Origin of the sequence: Synechococcus sp. W55.2 (assembly GCF_047461635.1) — a bacterium.
Lineage (GTDB): Bacteria > Cyanobacteriota > Cyanobacteriia > Thermostichales > Thermostichaceae > Thermostichus.
The window spans coordinates 1-15108 of sequence record NZ_JANSHM010000009.1 but is presented as its reverse complement, the minus strand read 5'-3'; the positions used below and the strand labels follow the sequence as shown (position 1 = coordinate 15108).

The 15108-nt window shown below is 58.4% G+C and carries 15 protein-coding genes, 1 tRNA gene and 1 pseudogene; 11 read left to right on the top strand and 6 right to left on the bottom strand.

Annotation, left to right across the window (positions count from 1 at the left end; genetic code table 11):
- Positions 1–55: 55 nt before the first annotated feature.
- Positions 56–1369, bottom strand: a complete 1314-nt coding sequence (locus NW828_RS03480) for an O-antigen ligase family protein (protein ID WP_414381537.1) — start codon at positions 1367–1369, stop codon at positions 56–58.
- A complete protein-coding gene (locus tag NW828_RS03475; protein ID WP_414329322.1) occupies positions 1369–1752 on the bottom strand; it encodes a 2Fe-2S iron-sulfur cluster-binding protein in 384 nt (127 codons plus the stop codon). The genes NW828_RS03480 and NW828_RS03475 overlap by 1 nt, the downstream gene beginning before the upstream one ends.
- Before the next feature lie 193 nt (positions 1753–1945).
- Here NW828_RS03475 and NW828_RS03470 point away from each other — a divergent pair, with 193 nt between their 5' ends.
- On the top strand, positions 1946–2389 hold the full coding sequence (locus NW828_RS03470) for a phosphomannose isomerase type II C-terminal cupin domain (protein WP_011433853.1): 444 nt from the start codon (positions 1946–1948) through the stop codon (positions 2387–2389).
- A 50-nt stretch (positions 2390–2439) separates the two neighbouring features.
- Here the strand turns inward: NW828_RS03470 and NW828_RS03465 are convergent, their stop codons facing one another.
- Both NW828_RS03465 and NW828_RS03460 read right to left on the bottom strand, forming a co-directional pair.
- A complete protein-coding gene (locus NW828_RS03465; RefSeq protein ID WP_414381534.1) occupies positions 2440–4824 on the bottom strand; it encodes a M48 family metalloprotease in 2385 nt (794 codons plus the stop codon).
- A gap of 194 nt (positions 4825–5018) precedes the next feature.
- Positions 5019–5465: a Fur family transcriptional regulator gene (locus NW828_RS03460; RefSeq protein WP_011433855.1), complete on the bottom strand. Its 447-nt coding sequence runs from the start codon at positions 5463–5465 to the stop codon at positions 5019–5021.
- Between the two features lie 356 nt (positions 5466–5821).
- Here NW828_RS03460 and NW828_RS03455 point away from each other — a divergent pair, with 356 nt between their 5' ends.
- Both NW828_RS03455 and NW828_RS03450 read left to right on the top strand, forming a co-directional pair.
- Positions 5822–6202: a hypothetical protein gene (locus NW828_RS03455; protein WP_414381531.1), complete on the top strand. Its 381-nt coding sequence runs from the start codon at positions 5822–5824 to the stop codon at positions 6200–6202.
- A 45-nt stretch (positions 6203–6247) separates the two neighbouring features.
- Positions 6248–7582, top strand: coding sequence for a D-alanyl-D-alanine carboxypeptidase (locus NW828_RS03450; protein WP_414381528.1), 1335 nt, complete (start codon positions 6248–6250; stop codon positions 7580–7582).
- Between the two features lie 154 nt (positions 7583–7736).
- On the opposite strand, the gene NW828_RS03445 is transcribed toward NW828_RS03450, so the two are convergent.
- Positions 7737–7809 (bottom strand) — tRNA-Ile (locus NW828_RS03445).
- 86 nt (positions 7810–7895) lie between these two features.
- Here NW828_RS03445 and NW828_RS03440 point away from each other — a divergent pair.
- From NW828_RS03440 to NW828_RS03405, 8 genes are all read left to right on the top strand, one after another.
- Complete coding sequence (locus tag NW828_RS03440) at positions 7896–8435, top strand: TMEM165/GDT1 family protein (RefSeq protein ID WP_414381525.1); 540 nt, start codon at positions 7896–7898, stop codon at positions 8433–8435.
- A 57-nt stretch (positions 8436–8492) separates the two neighbouring features.
- Positions 8493–8828, top strand: a complete 336-nt coding sequence (locus NW828_RS03435; protein ID WP_414381523.1) for a TMEM165/GDT1 family protein — start codon at positions 8493–8495, stop codon at positions 8826–8828.
- A gap of 100 nt (positions 8829–8928) precedes the next feature.
- Complete coding sequence (locus NW828_RS03430; protein WP_011433860.1) at positions 8929–9078, top strand: hypothetical protein; 150 nt, start codon at positions 8929–8931, stop codon at positions 9076–9078.
- A gap of 98 nt (positions 9079–9176) precedes the next feature.
- A complete protein-coding gene (gene pyrH, locus NW828_RS03425; RefSeq protein WP_011433861.1) occupies positions 9177–9938 on the top strand; it encodes a UMP kinase in 762 nt (253 codons plus the stop codon).
- Positions 9939–10398: 460 nt separating this feature from the next.
- On the top strand, positions 10399–11442 hold the full coding sequence (gene mltG, locus NW828_RS03420) for an endolytic transglycosylase MltG (protein WP_414381520.1): 1044 nt from the start codon (positions 10399–10401) through the stop codon (positions 11440–11442).
- A 132-nt stretch (positions 11443–11574) separates the two neighbouring features.
- Entirely contained in the window at positions 11575–12828 is a 1254-nt protein-coding gene (locus NW828_RS03415; protein ID WP_414381609.1) for an RNA-guided endonuclease InsQ/TnpB family protein, read from the top strand.
- Positions 12829–12852: 24 nt separating this feature from the next.
- Positions 12853–13326, top strand: coding sequence for a YqeG family HAD IIIA-type phosphatase (locus NW828_RS03410; RefSeq protein WP_011433863.1), 474 nt, complete (start codon positions 12853–12855; stop codon positions 13324–13326).
- A 450-nt stretch (positions 13327–13776) separates the two neighbouring features.
- Entirely contained in the window at positions 13777–14424 is a 648-nt protein-coding gene (locus NW828_RS03405; RefSeq protein WP_414381517.1) for a thermonuclease family protein, read from the top strand.
- A gap of 162 nt (positions 14425–14586) precedes the next feature.
- Here NW828_RS03405 and NW828_RS03400 read toward each other — a convergent pair.
- A pseudogene (locus NW828_RS03400) lies at positions 14587–15108 on the bottom strand (RNA-guided endonuclease TnpB family protein); the annotation flags it as partial.

The window sequence follows — 15108 nt, the reverse complement described above, 5'->3', positions numbered from 1 at the left end:
AGCAACTGATGGACTCCGGGCTCACTGCCAGCTAAGGGATATCCCATTGCAGCACTCAACGGTAACCTCTCTGGGCTTGCTCTTTGCCGGAGATGGAGTCCCTTTGCCGCTCAAGGCTGGCTCCCCAAACTGCCCCCAAGAGTAAGGTTACCAGCAGGTGAATGCGGCCATCCAACATCACCACGTCCAAAAGCCCTGAGGCAAAAAATGCCGTCAAGGCCAGCAGCATCCCCAACAGGACGCTTTCTTGCGAGCGCCGCCAAGCTTGCCATCCCCGCGCCAAAATCCAGCCCCACAGGATCAGATGGCCCAGCAACAGCGGGATCCCACCCTCAGCCGCCAGGTGCAGGTACAAATTGTGGCAATGGCCCAGCAGCTCCGGCGGATCTTGAGCATTGTAAAGAGCGGCAAAGCTTTGCCAGCCCCAACCGGTCAAGGGCCGCTCCTGCACCATCTGCAGGGCGAATTGCCAAGCATCCAGCCGGTTGGCGGTGGAACTAAAATGGAGCGCCTGGGGATCGAAGGTGTCTGCCAGACGGCTCCAAATCAATCGGGGCACAACAGCCCGCCAGCCCGGCCAATCCCAAGCAGCGGCCAAACCGGCCAATCCCAGACCGGCCAAGATCCCGATCCCCCACCAACAGCGCCGTAGGGCCAGCCCTATCACCAGCGCCAGCCCCCCCGCTCCCCAGCCGTTGCGAGAGGCCGTCAGCAGCAACAAGAGGGATCCCAGCCCCAGCACAGCTCCCAGCCCTACTGCCTGTGGCCAGTCTCTATCGGCTCGATCCAGCCACAGCCCTGCTGCCAAGCACAGGTGGATCACCAGGTAGATGGCCAGCGTATTGGGGGAAGTGAAGGCTGCCGCCGGTCGCTCTCCCCCGGCAACCCCCGTAATCCAAACCGGCCCCCAGAAGAAGTGCCCCTGCCATCCCCACAGCACTTCTCCCCAACCCAAAAGCAGCATCAGCCCGCTGCCCAGCACCAACACCTGGGCCAACCGCCGACGGCCTACAGGATGGAACTCCGTCCCGCTACCGCGAGAGGCCAGCGCATCGGCAAAGGCCGGCAGCATCAACAAAAAAGGCCAGTAGTTGAACATCCCCGGCAGGCTCAGTCGCCAATCCTCCCCCCAAAAGGCCACTCCCACCGCAGCCAGGCTCAGGAGAGCCGCCAGTCCAAATAGAGGATCCCGCAGGATCCGGCCACCGCAGCGGGTATAACCCTGAATCGTTCCCACCAAAGCCAACAGCAAGCTGGGGGCCAGATTCACCGGGATCAGCGCCGCTGCCGCCAGCAGCCAGCCCCTCGGCTGAGAGGGCAAGGGATCCGGCGACAGTTGTTGAGACGAAACCGGTGCCGAAGAAGACATCACTCATCCTCGATGGGGATCCCTGGCCTTACCCGCCCCTGGCCGAAGTAGCGCCCAAATTGCAGCTCGTACACCTCATCTTCATCTTGGGTTTCTACCCACAGCTCCGAGCGGGCATAGCCCACGCACAACAGCCCATACCCCTGCTCCTTCAACTCCCGCGAAATGCCCATGGCTTCCGGCTGGTACAGGGATCCCCGCCGTACCCGCACCGCACAGGTGGTACAGGCGCCGTTGCGACAGGCAAAGGGCAGTTGGATCCCTTGGGCCTCGGCGCTGGCCAAAATGTATTGATCCGCCGGCACCTGGATTAGATAGTGAGTGTCCCGTTGGCGGTCATGGATGTGAACCGGGTAAGAAGGGACAGAAGAGGAAGAACGCATGGGGAAGTGGCCTTTTTGCAGAGATCTTTATTCATGATTCCACAGGATTCTAGCCACTGCCCTGGCAAGCCCGAATTGGCTGGGGATCCCCAGGAGCTGAAGCCGATCTGTTGGTGGTTCTAAAGATAAACAAACAGACTTCGAGTTGGTTGTTGAGATAAGCTACAGGTAGGCCTCCCAAGGAGAGCATCCCATGCTGGAAACCCCCAATGCCAATCTGGCCTCACCGGAAAAACCTTCGCCTTCCCTCTCTGCCGAAACCCTCAACAAGCTGATCGAGAGCAATGCTGAAAGTCGGCCTTGGGGGAGCTTTACAGTGCTGGAAGAGGGCCCTGGCTACAAAATCAAGCGGATCGTGGTTTTGCCCAAGCATCGCCTTAGCCTGCAGTTGCACTACCATCGCAGCGAACACTGGATCGTCGTTGCCGGCACCGCCAAGGTCACCTGCGGAGACGAAGAAAAGCTCATTACGGCCAACCAATCCACCTATGTGCCCCCTTGCACCAAGCATCGTCTGGAAAACCCCGGCGTCATCCCTCTGGTGATTATCGAGGTGCAAAATGGCCAGTACCTGGGCGAAGATGATATCGTCCGCTTCAGCGACGACTACGCCCGCGTCAACGGTGGGCAAAAGTAGCCAATCCCAATGGCCTAGGCAAGCTTTTGGCTGCTGAGGATCGGGATCCTCTAGAACAGCAGCATTGCCAGCAGGGCAACCACCAACAACAGCACAGCCCAGACAGCTTGCCAGAAGGGATGGTAGCTGGTGAGTAGTTGGCCATGGCGGGTTTGGAAGCGGGCCAGATCCAGGTAAGGGGCCACCCCCCGTCGGAACCACCCCACTGCGGATCCCTCTTGGCCGATCAACCCCCCTGCCTGGTACGCCCCGAACAGGAAGTTGCCCAGCGGCCCAAAGCGGGAAGCATAGCGTAGGAAGATCATGCCGGTCTTATCCTGGAACTTGAGATCGGAGCCAAAGCGATAGCCCGGATCCCCTCGCCCAATCACCCGCCCTTCCAACTGCATTGGCAGCCCACGCAGAGGGCTGGCGTAGGGATTGCTCATCGCCTTCAGCACGGTCAACGCCGGCGGGTTTTCCAGACTGGGGTACATCACCGTCATCTTCAGCAGCAGGCCCAAGCCCACCCCCATCAGGGTCAGCCCGGCAAGGATGTCATAGAAGCCCATCCGCAAAGCCGGGATCCCGAGCAGTGCCCCCGCGATTGCCCCCAGCCACTCGGCGTTCAACAGCAGTATATCCAGCAGAAAGTTCCCGTAGAGCTGTTGCCGGTTGAGCTGCTTGCCCTGGGCAACCACGCTGGCCATATCGAACTCCACCGGCAGATCCAGTTGCTCCGCATAGGTGCCCAGCGCCCGCACCCGTTTGCCCGTGAGGGGATGGGTGGAGTTCAGCTCCATCCACCAGGCCCAAGGGTTAAACAGATCCCACAAAAATACCCTGCCCACCTGGCCGGGATCCGAGGCAACCCGGTAGGCCGTCCCCGCCGTAACAGCCGCCTTGGCATCGTAGATCCCCAAAGCCCGCGTTCCTTCCAGCAGGCGAGCACTGCGCTGTCGGGTTTCCTCATCCCGCTCCCGCTCTCCCTCTTGCACAATGCCGTAGGCAATTTTCACCAAAGCCCGCGAGAGCCCATTGGGGTTGCCGGTGGTTTCGGCAGCAAAGTGGTCGGCAAAGTACTCCCGCACCCGCGACAGATACAGCAACAAGTAGGAGCCGGCCACATAGAAAAAGTAGGCGACCAAGGCCAGGGAGCGGAGGCTGCCCCTTTTGCCGTTGTCGCGCGCATCCCGCATGTAGACGTAAAGAAGGTAGAGAATCTGCACCAACGTGGAAGCCAGGGTCATGACGGCGAAATCCCAGTGGATCACATGCCCCAGCTCGTGGGCATAGACCGTAGCCACCTCTTCATCTTCCAAGTAGGTGAACAACCCTTCGCTGACGACGATGCGGGCCGTATCCGGCAGGCTGCCGTAGGTAAAAGCAGTGGGGTTTTGGTCGCGGATCAGCCCCAGCTTCGGCTGCTTCAGCTTGTACTGTCGGCAGACCCGTTCAATGACCTCCGCACTCTCTGGGCTGCGACGCCCGATTTCCGCCAAGCTCACCCACTCGGTACCATAGAGGCTGTGCTGGATCCAGTCCATCAGCCAAGGGGACAAAAAGAAGATCAGGGCATTGAAGGCGAGGGTGAGCAGAATGGCGAAGATGAAAGAGCCCAGAGAGAATCCCCCCTCTAAGCTGCCCAAGACGGTCAGGAAAAGCACAAACACCATACCGAACAGCAGGCTCAGGGTCACACCTGAGGCCGCCGTCAGGTTGCCGGCAAAGCTGGCCAACATTAGCGAAACCCCCACCTGAGGGGCGCGGTAGCTGCGCTTGGTTTGTCCGGTTTTGAGACCTGAGGTGGCGGGATCCAATTCCGCTAGGGTGCGGCTGGGGTTGAAGCAATAGCGGCTCAGCCAAACGCTCAATAGACGCAGCTCGTGAGGATTCAGGCTTTTCAGAGGCTCCAGCCACAAGGCCGCTTCCACCGATAACATCACCGTCGAGACGGCGCTGGGATTGCGAAACAAGGTGGGCAGGAGGGGCAGAACCTCCTGCTTTTGCCCAGAAGTGAGGCCGTGAAAACCCAAAACCGCCTGGCGGAGCAAACCAGGCGGCTGAGGAAGGTCGGCGGTAAGCAACTGGCGATCGCTGACAAAGCAGTAGCGGCTTAGATCCGGACTCTCTGAGAACTCCATCCCGGGATCCCATCTGGTCGTTGTCGGCTCCGGATCCAACCTCACCTGAGTTTTCCAATCGGCAGCCTGCTGGCCCATGGGGCGGCTGTAGAGGGCCAACCGTTTGACTTGGGGGTAACGAGTGGGGATTGCCTTTTGGAACCAGGCCGTCAACTCCTCGTAGTTGAGAGAAAGGCCGGCAGGACGGTTGATCATAATGACAAGGGCATAAGCCTTGGGGCTGTCCCGGAGCGGTTGGGCTTTGGCCTGTAACCTAAGGCGGGGATTGGCCAGCGCCTGCTCCAGCCACTGCACCACTTCCTGTTCGTTCATGGCCCTCTCCCGGATCTAGTGGGGTGAAGAAGATCAACTATTCATCAACCATTCAACTGTTGCCTCGGTTGCCGACTGCCGATTGGCCTCACGGGAGCTATTCTGGCATTTCCTCCCGTTGACGGGATCCCCATCCTCCTACCAGCCCAGTACAGTTCCCCTTCTGGGAGAACCTGAGCTTTGGGAATTTTTGGCTACAAAATCGAGCGCTGCCCTTCTGGGCTGATACCAATAATGGTGAGCTGGCAATCCAACACTTTGAAACCGTACTTTTCTGCCACCTTCTGGGTGATGTTAAGAATGGCGTTGTTTTTGAACTCGATCACCTTGTTGGTCTTGACGCACACCAGATGGTGGTGGTGGTGGGGGGCCGGCTGGTTGATCTCGTAATGTTTGTGCCCTTCGGTCAGTTCCAGTTCTCGCAAAATGCCCATGCGGGACATCAGCTTGACGGTGCGGTAAATGGTGGAAAGGCTAATGTTGTGGCCTTCTTCCCGCAACTTTTTGTGCAACTCCTCCGCGCTCAGATGCGTGCCCTCAGGCAAGTTTTGAAACGTTTGCAGGATGATCTCCCGCTGCCGAGTGGCTCGCCAGCCTTTGGCATTGAGCTCTGCCTTGAACGCCTCTTCGGTGTAGACCATGATGCCGCCCCTCCGCTGTTGGGCAACGTCGCCGTAACAGTCAATAAGTTCTGTAATTGATAATAACTTCATTTATGACGACACCACCCGACTTGGTTGCTGAAGACATCGTTCAGGCTCAGTTCAGGCCCAATAGAACAGGGACGCAACTGAGGCGCATGGGCTGCCGGGAGAGCCTCGGGAAGGGTGCGGGAAACCCAATCCCTCATCCATCCGGGATGAGCTAGCCTACAGAGCAGAGCCATGTGGCGGACTGTTTCTGGTGTTCGGGCGCGCCTAGGCTAACATACTCAAGAAAAGGCCCGCGGCATCCTGACAGCGTTGGCAAGCGTAGTGATCGGGGAAGGAAAACGAAAATGCGGTTTGAGCAGCCCAAAACCTATTCCATTTCTCTGGGTGGCTGGGGGTTCTGGCTGGGATCCCTGGCGTTGGCAGCTTTGCTGACCAGTGTCGGGCTGGGGTGGCTGGTCACTGGATTGGTGGCCCTGTTGCTGCTTTTGCTGTCCTTGCCGGTATTGGTGCTCCTGGCCTTTCGCTGGTGGGCGCGCCGCTGGATCACGACGGATCGCTGCCCGGTGTGTGGGTCAGAATCGCAAGCCATTGAGGGCAGCCATTTCTTTTGCCCCAATTGTGGAGAGCCGCTGTTTGTTGCAGACGGACGTTTTTATCGGCAAACACCCCCCGGCACCATCGATGTAGAGCCTGTGGAAGAGGGTGGCTGGGAATTGACGAGCTGAGGGATCCGTCCCCTCCACCGTTGGGATGTTCAGAGGGGGCTTCCCGTGAAACGCGCTATGCCTATGGCAGGGGAACCGCGCCGCCATCGCGAACGACATCTGCGGGGCTGGCCCAGCAGACAGCTGGTTTCCAGCTGGGTTGGACTGCTCTCGGCGGCAATTCTGTTGCTGGGTTTGTCTCCCCATTCCCAGGCGACGGAGCAGGGATCCCTGCAACCTCAGGTGGAAACTTATCTGGCTCAGTTGGCCGGTCGGGGGTTTTCGCCCACAGCTCAGGGGGTTTGGCTGCAGATGGAGGATCCTTCGCCTCAGCGGGACAGAATCCTTGTTTTGGGACAGCATCAGGGATCCACACCCTTGCCGGCTGCTTCTTTGACCAAGGTGGCAACGACACTGGCCGCTTTGCAGCACTTTGGCCCACAACATCGCTTTGTAACCCCTTGGCTGACCACCGGCTCGCCAACAGCCGACGGGGTGCTGCAGGGGGATCTCTGGGTGGTGGGGGGGGAGGATCCCTTGTTTGTCTGGGAGGAAGCCTTCTCCGTCGGCAACCTGCTCAATGCTCATGGGATCCGCCAGGTGCGCGGGGATCTGGTGGTGGTGGGCCGCTTTTACATGAACTTTTCCCGGGATGTGGCGCAATCGGGATCCCTGTTGCGGCAGGGGCTGGATGCGCGGCGCTGGCCGCCAGAGGCGGAGGCCCAATTTCAAACCTTACCCCCCGGCACACCCAGACCGCAGGTGGAGATCTTGGGTTCGGTGCGGGTTGCCCAGCAGATCCCGCCCGGCGCTCAGGTTTTGCTCAGACATGAGTCCCCCCCCCTCATTCACCTGGTCAAGCTGATGAACCTCTACAGCAACAACTCCATGGCCGAGATGTTGGCCGATGCGGTGGGGGGTGCTGACCAGGTGGCGCAAATTGCCCGAGCCATCGCCGGGATCCCGGCAGAAGAGCTGCAACTGATCAATGGTTCCGGGTTGGGGGTGGAAAACCGCATTTCTCCGCGGGCCAATGTAGCTTTGCTTCGAGCGATCCAATCTCTTTTGGAGGAGCAGGGGCTCTCTCTTGCCGATGCTTTTGCCGTCGTTGGCCAAGATGTGGGAGTGTTGGAGCGGCGTCTGTTGCCAGGGATCCTAATTGCCAAGTCGGGCACCTTGAGGAGCGTCAGCACCTTGGCGGGTGTATTGCCAACCGAGCAGGGGGACATCTGGTTTGCCCTGATGAATGGCGGATCCGATCTGGTCGGCTTTCGCACCCAGCAGGGACAATTCCTCAGCCAGCTCCAGTCCCAATGGGGATCCCCTGCCACCTTGCCTGAGCGTTGGATCCCTCGCTCTGGAGATACGGGATCCCGCACAGAGCTGAACCCCCGTCTTTGAAACTGTGCCCAACCGGTTCTCTCTCAGCCCAGAGTGACCTCGGTCGCGTTAGCGAAACGCAGTCCTATGTCCGCCCTCCCAGTTTGGGAATTGAGATCGACTTGGCCCGCTGTCAACAGCCCTCAACCCAAAAACCTCGTCCAGCAATTCCCGATGGGGCGTACAGGGATCGAACCTGTGTAAGGCAAATTATGAGTTTGCTGCCTAAACCGCTCGGCCAACGCCCCTGATTCTTTTACTCTAGCGCTCTTGCCTTCTCCAGAACCGGCTGAAAACAGGATAAGCTGCATGTCGGTGGTTAGGATCTGACGCCATGGCTGCGCCGCGTTCTTGGCAGGGGCAAATGGCCCTGGGCTTGGGGTTGATTGCCTTGTCCTCGGCTCTCTGTTTCGGTTTCTTGGCCGTTGGGCAGCACTATCTCTACGGGGATGGATCCGCTGTGGATTTCCAGCCTGCCGGGGAGAGTTTGGCCTTGTCTTCCGCCCCCGAGATTGGACTTCCGACGACACCGCCCCTCCCTAACCCCCCCTCTTCCGACGGCAATCTTCCTGAGGGATCCCCGCTGCAACTCTGGTTTGTTACTTTTTTAACCGTGTTTGTGGCGGAAATGGGCGACAAAACCCAGTTGGCAACCTTGCTCATGAGTGCCCAATCCCAATCTCCTTGGGCGATCTTTTTCGGTTCCGCCGGTGCCTTGGTGACCGCCAGTTTTTTCAGCGTGGTGCTGGGAGAAGGTCTGGGCCAAGTCATTCCCCCGGGCTGGCTGCAATGGTTGGCGGGTGCAGGGTTCCTGATGATCGGGGGCTATGTATTATGGCAGGAGTGGCGGGGGAACAAGCTCCCAGAGGGCTAGCCTCCCTGAGCAGCCGATGCCAACCCGGCAGGACAGAGTGGAGAACAACCGAGGAACGTGTTGATCCAAGACAACGACAGCCGAACCCCGTCTTTTTTGCTGCGGCAAATGGCCGGACGGGCCGCCCTAGTGAGCTTTGGCTCGATTCTGCTGGCCGAAATGGGCGATAAAACCCAATTGGCGACCCTGCTCCTCAGTGCCCGCTCGCAAAACGCTGGGGTAATCTTTTTGGGCGCTGCTGCTGCTTTGATCAGCACCAGCCTAATTGGGGTGTGGGCAGGAGCTTGGGTGGCCCGCCTGATCCCACCTCGCTGGATCAAAACCCTGGCAGGCGTGGGGTTTGTTTTGATGGGCCTAGTCTTGTTGTGGGGATCCCTGCCCATAGCCGGTTGAGCAGAAAGCCCCAGAAAAGTTCCAACCAGGCATGTTACGATGGGGAGCGCCTTATTTCAGCACTCCACCACATACCGGATAACCGGTTAGGAAAACCAGCATGGCCAAAAAACGCAATCTGAAGCGGGAAAAAGCCGAGCGCAACCGCGAATATGCCAAACAGTTCCAAAAAAGTCGTGCTCGCAATGGCCGCCGCTTCCGTTCTGCCCCCCGCGACAACGAGGCCAGCGCTGGCGAAGAACAGCAGTAAGGTTGTTTTTGTCGAGATGCTCTGTCGGTCAATCCTGTGAGCGGAGCTAGTTCAACAAACCTGCTATCGTATGCAGGGGTGGGCCGGAGCGGATAAGCATGAAATATCGACGGATTCTACTGAAGTTGAGTGGTGAAGCCCTGATGGGGGAGCGCCCCTACGGGATCGACCCCGAGGTCTTGAAGTCCATTGCCGGCGAAGTGGCCTCAGTGGTACGGGCCGGTGTGCAGGTGGCGATTGTGGTGGGAGGGGGCAACATCTGGCGCGGGCGCAAAGAGGCGGCTGCCCAAGGGATGGATCAGGCTTCTGCCGACTACGTAGGGATGCTGGCCACCGTCATCAACGCCTTAACCCTGCAGGATGCCATTGAGCGAGCCGGGATCCCCACCCGGGTGCAGACGGCCATCGCCATGCAGGAGGTGGCGGAGCCCTATATTCGTCGCCGCGCCATTCGTCACCTGGAAAAGGGGCGGGTGGTGATTTTTGGGGCAGGATCTGGCAACCCCTTCTTCACCACCGATACCACTGCGGCCTTGCGGGCGGCGGAGATCGATGCCGAGGTGATTTTCAAAGCCACCAAGGTGGACGGAGTTTACGATGCGGATCCTAAGACTCACCCTCAGGCCCGCCGCTACGATGTCCTCAGCTATCAGGATGTGCTGAACCGCGATCTGCGGGTTATGGACAGCACCGCCATCGCCCTCTGCAAGGAAAATCAATTGCCCATCGTGGTCTTTGACCTGACTACCCCTGGCAATATTTATCGAGTGGTGCAGGGAGAACCCATCGGCACTTGGATCGGACAGCGGACGGTCGAGAACAACGGGATCCCCAGCCCAGGAGAGTTGATCCCAAGTTAGGGGGGAAATCGGCCTTGAGAGTCCGGCGACGCCCTAGCCAGGATTGAGTCCGAAGGATAGCCTGGCTCAAGGGTGTGCTCAGGCCGTTTGGAGGGAAAGGCAATGACAGATCAGCTAGAAATTGCAGGAGCCCCGCACTGTACCCGTAGGGTCGGTGTCGGGAGGAATGCTATAACAATACTGCGGACACCAGAAACGGTTGTTTAAGGCACTGGTAACGGTCGATTGGGGGTGCTGTAAACCACCCCAGAGGCTCGTGGTTGGCTTGCTAACTGCAGGGCTACTAAAAGCCCGCTCCGTACCGCCTAGCGGTTGGTGTCGGGTAGTTTACGTTCAGCATTCGGCCCAAAAGGATCCCGTCTTGCCCAAATGCTCTGCTGCCCAAGGCGCTATACCCAGGTCACCCCATGTTGCTACGCAACGCTTACGCGAACGCTGGGGTCGGCGTCTTTTGCAGAGCTTGATTTTCCTGTTGGTTCTGGTCGGGGGATTGGGCTACTGGCAGTGGCAGACCTGGCTACAGCCGGTGGGCGGCCCAGAACCGATCCAAGTAACAATCCAGCCGGGCAGCAGCAGCCGTCTGATCGGGCAAAAACTGCGCCAAGCAGGGGTGATTCGCTCAGCTCTGGCTTGGGAGCTGTGGAGCCGCACCTTCGGGCGCGACTGGGTGTTTCAGGCGGGCACCTACGCTTTGGATCCGAACCAAGACATGCTGGCCGTGGCCCAACAACTGCGGCAGGGAAGGATCCTGCAAAGACGGCTGACCATCCCGGAGGGCTGGCGCATCGAGCAAATGGCAGAGGCTTTGGCCCAACGCAACTGGCTAGCAGCCGATGCCTTCATTGCCGTAACCCGAGTGATTCCCCCCCTCGACTGGCTGCCCCCCCACTTGAGCTCTCTAGAAGGCTACCTGTTCCCAGACACCTATCTTTTCCCCATCGAACAGGTGGAGGGATCCCTGCCGGATCGGGAAAAGGCCCAGATGGTGGTCGACGCCATGCTGCAGCGATTTGTCGCGGTGGCCCTGCCCCTGTTTCGCCAGCACACCACTTCCCTGTCTCTGCACGAGTGGGTCACCTTGGCCAGCATTGTGGAGCGGGAGGCCGTGGTGCCGGAAGAACGCGCTTTGATTGCAGGTGTCTTCCTGAACCGGCTTAAGAAAGGGATCCCCCTGGGAGCCGATCCGACGGTGGAATATGCCTTGAATATCCGGCAAACCCCAGATCGCCGCCTCACCCTTGCGGAGGTGCGCACCCCCTCTCCCTACAACACCTACCTCAACCCGGGCTTGCCCCCTGGTCCCATCGCCAGTCCGGGCTTGGCCAGCCTAAAAGCCGTTTTGCAGCCTGAGCAGACCGACTATCTCTACTTCGTGGCCCGCTACGATGGCACTCACATTTTCAGCAAAACCCTAGCAGAGCACGAGGCAGCCCAATTGCAAATTATTCAAGAGCGTCGGCAAGCTGCCCAGGGATCCCACCATAGTCCTCAACCAAGTCCTTAGCCGAGGAGGGCTGACAGCAATAGGCCGAAAACCTTACAGTAGTCAACATTGGCTACCTAAAGCTGGAAGAGGCTGGTGAGCGCCAAGCCAAAAGTTGCACGAAACTCATGGACGCTTTGCGGTGTGGCGGACATGTTACTGGGCTTCCAAACACAACTCATCCTCAACCACAAGCAAACAACTCTAGCCGCTCAACACGCCGGGGTAGCTCGCCACGCCTACAACTGGGGCCTAGAGGTCTGTCGGCAAGCCCTGGAGAACCAGCAAAAACTCCCCACCGCCATTGACCTGCACAAGCGCCTGGTAGCTGAAGTGAAGCAAGCGCATCCCTGGTACTACCAGGTCTCCAAATGCGCCCCTCAGCAGGCACTCCGCAACCTGGAGCAGGCCCTTAAGCGCTGGCGCAAGGGGCTAGGTCAGTTCCCCCGCTTCAAGCGCAAGGGAGTGCGAGACAGCTTCTACTTAGAGGGCAACATCCGCATTTCCGGCAACCGTATCAAGGTGCCTATCTTCGGTTGGCTGCGCTGCGCAGAGCTGCTTCCGGCGGCCACACCCAAGAACGTGGTCATCAGCCTTCGCGCTGGACATTGGTACATCTCCTTCAAGTACGAAGCTCCAACACTCCAGGTGGAGAAGACCGGAGAGGTGGTGGGAGTGGACTTAGGTATCCATCACCTGGCCACCTGTTCCGACGGGGAAGTATTCGCGAATCCAAAGCCCTACCGCAAGGCCAGGCAGCGGCTGGCTAGGCTGCAACGGCGGCTGAGCCGCAAGCAGAAGGGATCCGCCAACCGTAAGAAGGCGGTGGTGCAGTTGGGCAAAGCTCACAAGCGGGTGGCAGACATAAGGACTCCGTCCCGCTTACGCGATCGGCAAGACAGTCTGCACAAGCTGACGACTTACCTGGCCAAGAGATACCGGGTGGTGGTGATAGAGGACTTGCAGGTAAAGAACCTGCTCCAGAACCGCAAGCTGGCAGGAGCGCTGTCAGATTGTGGGTTCTACGAGTTGAGGACTCCGTCCCGCTATCGCGAACGGCGACAGCTAGAGTACAAGGCCCAGCTCTACGGCTGTCAGGTGGTGGTGGCGGATAGGTTTTATCCGTCCAGCCAACTGTGTTCTGGGTGTGGTCACCGACAGAAGATGCCACTACAGGAAAGGGTGTTTTGCTGTCCATGTTGTGGTCTGGAGATAGACCGCGACTTGAATGCAGCCCTAAACCTGGTGCGGTGGTACAGAACTACCCACAGCTCGTGGGGAAGTGACGCCTGTGGAGACTCCTCTGGCGGGGCGGTAGGGGTGAACTCTGCCGCTAGTCATGGGTCGCTGAAGCAGGAAGGAAGCAGAAGCGCGGCAGGCACTGAACACTCTGGCAGTGTTTGTTAGCGTTTCGTAGGTCTTTCGGAGCGGATGGTACACAAACCTTGGTTCAAGCTCCTGCAACCGGATCTGGTGGTGGCCGGCACTGTCTTAAAGTTGCGGGCAGAAGACCTGTGGGCCTGGCAGGTAAAAGGCATCATCTTTGACGTAGACGGTACACTGGTGCCGAGCCGACAGGTTGAGGTGGATCCCGCTGTGGCTGCTTGGCTGGAGCAGTTGCGTCCGCACTTTCAAATTTGGCTGGTGAGCAACAACCTCAATCGCAACCGGATTCAACAAATCGGAGAAAGCCTGGATCTGCCTTACATTCACCGGGCCGGGAAACCCTCACGGCGGGCTTTGCGGCGGGCCGTAGCCCAGATGGGCTTGCCGGTAGAAGCAGTGGCTATGGTGGGAGACCGCCTGTTGACGGATATTTTGGCGGGCAATCGACTGGGGTTGGTAACCGTGCTGGTCAACTCCCTCTTGTCCGAAGCAGTCGAAAAGAACCCTGCTACCCTCTAGGGGCTGCGCTTTTGAGAGATTTGAGAGTTGGACAACTGTAATTGTTTCAAACTGAATTGAAAATGTTTCCAAGCACTCCCCCTTTCCTTCGCAAAGAGGGAAGACCAAAAGACAATCCTGCTGCTCGGAAGGACTTAGTCACTTCAGTTTAGGGTGAGACGCCTGGGCAGCTGAGAAAAGCCCTGTGGCCCCATGCATGTTTCATGCATGTTTTAGGTGTGGGTACAGTGTCCCAGTTTGAATCGAAATGACCAACCACAGGTTGTCAGCGCTGACAACTGCTGACCGGATAGGTAGCACATCTAAAAATCAAGACAAAAATCGAGAGAGATTTTCCAGACCTGACCCATCTACTCCAGTTTTTTGTAGAGTGACGGCAGGTGAGCCGGATCCCGCATTGAGGCCCAGTGGGCAGCGGTGTGAGGGCAGTGTGAGATCCAAAGGTCAACCATGCGAACCATCCCTATCGTCAAGTCCGCCATGCAACGGCTAAAGTCCATGCTGCAAAAATCCCTGCGTTCTGCTGCGACTTCCCCCGGCTCCAGATCCTCGCTTGTATCCAATGGACGGAGCCTGATCAAGCTGGGCAGCTTTCTGGCCTTGCCTTTGATATTCTCGACATTGCCCGGTTGGGCTTTAACATTGGTGGCGCGTCCAGATCTGCGCGACCTCAAACGTGCAGCCGTGGTTCGGGTGGTCAACTACAACACCCTGGTTGTCCAGCTTGAAGGAGACTTGAATTTGCGGCTGGTGCAACTGATTGGGATCGATCCCTTGCCTGACCCGATCAACCCCAACTGGACAGAGTTGCGCGGACAAACCCCTTTGGCAGTTTACAATGCCGGCCAATATTTGCAGACTGCTCTGCTGGGACGTGAGGTGTTTTTGGAGTTGGATCCTGCCCTAGCCCCTGCTCCCACCTTGCCTGCCTACGTTTGGCAAGCCAACACCCTCATCAACCAGGAAATGCTGTTTTTGGGGCACGGCCTGTTGTCGCCTCAAACCGATGGCTTGAAGTACGGCCCCATTCTCACCGAAGCTGCCGATGCAGCCAAAAGACAAGGACGCGGCTACTGGACAACCTATGGCCCTCGCTAGAGACCAAGCCAAACCCAGAGCTGGAATTGCCGGCCTGTTTGTTGAGAATAATCTCAACAGCCATCTTCCGCCGGTCGGTGAGAGGTAGGTATTGTGGGCATAGCTGCTCCGAATGGCAGAGAAACAGCCCGAAGATTGTAAACTACCCGACTCCGACCGCCAAGCGGTACGGGGCGGGCTTTCAGTAGCCCTGAGCCTGCTCTGCTCTACCAGAGAACAAAACAAGCCCGGACCTCTAGGCTGGTTTACGACAGCCCCAAAAAGCGCAATCACATTCGCACCATTCAAATCCGCATCCCCTTCCCATCCACAGTGCCCACACTTAAACGACTTACCACTGCGGTAGGACTTGCCCTGCTCAGGGTGGATGTGCAAACACCGGTGGCAGGTCTGCGACGTGTAGGCAGGCGGCACCAGAATCAAAGCAACCCCTGCACGCAGAGCCTTGTACTCCAAAAATTGACGGAGTTGATAAAACGCCCAACTGTTGGCCCTGCGCCGTTCGGCTTTGCTGCGTGGCTGTTGATTGACCCTTTCCCGAATCCCTGTCAAGTCTTCCAGAGCAATAGCGCTGTTTGTCGCCTTTGCCCTAGAGACAATAGCTTTGGAGATGCGATGATTGACCCACGTTTTTGCTACGCAACGCTGACGCGACTGAAAGCGTCTCTCCTTGCCAGACAGCCG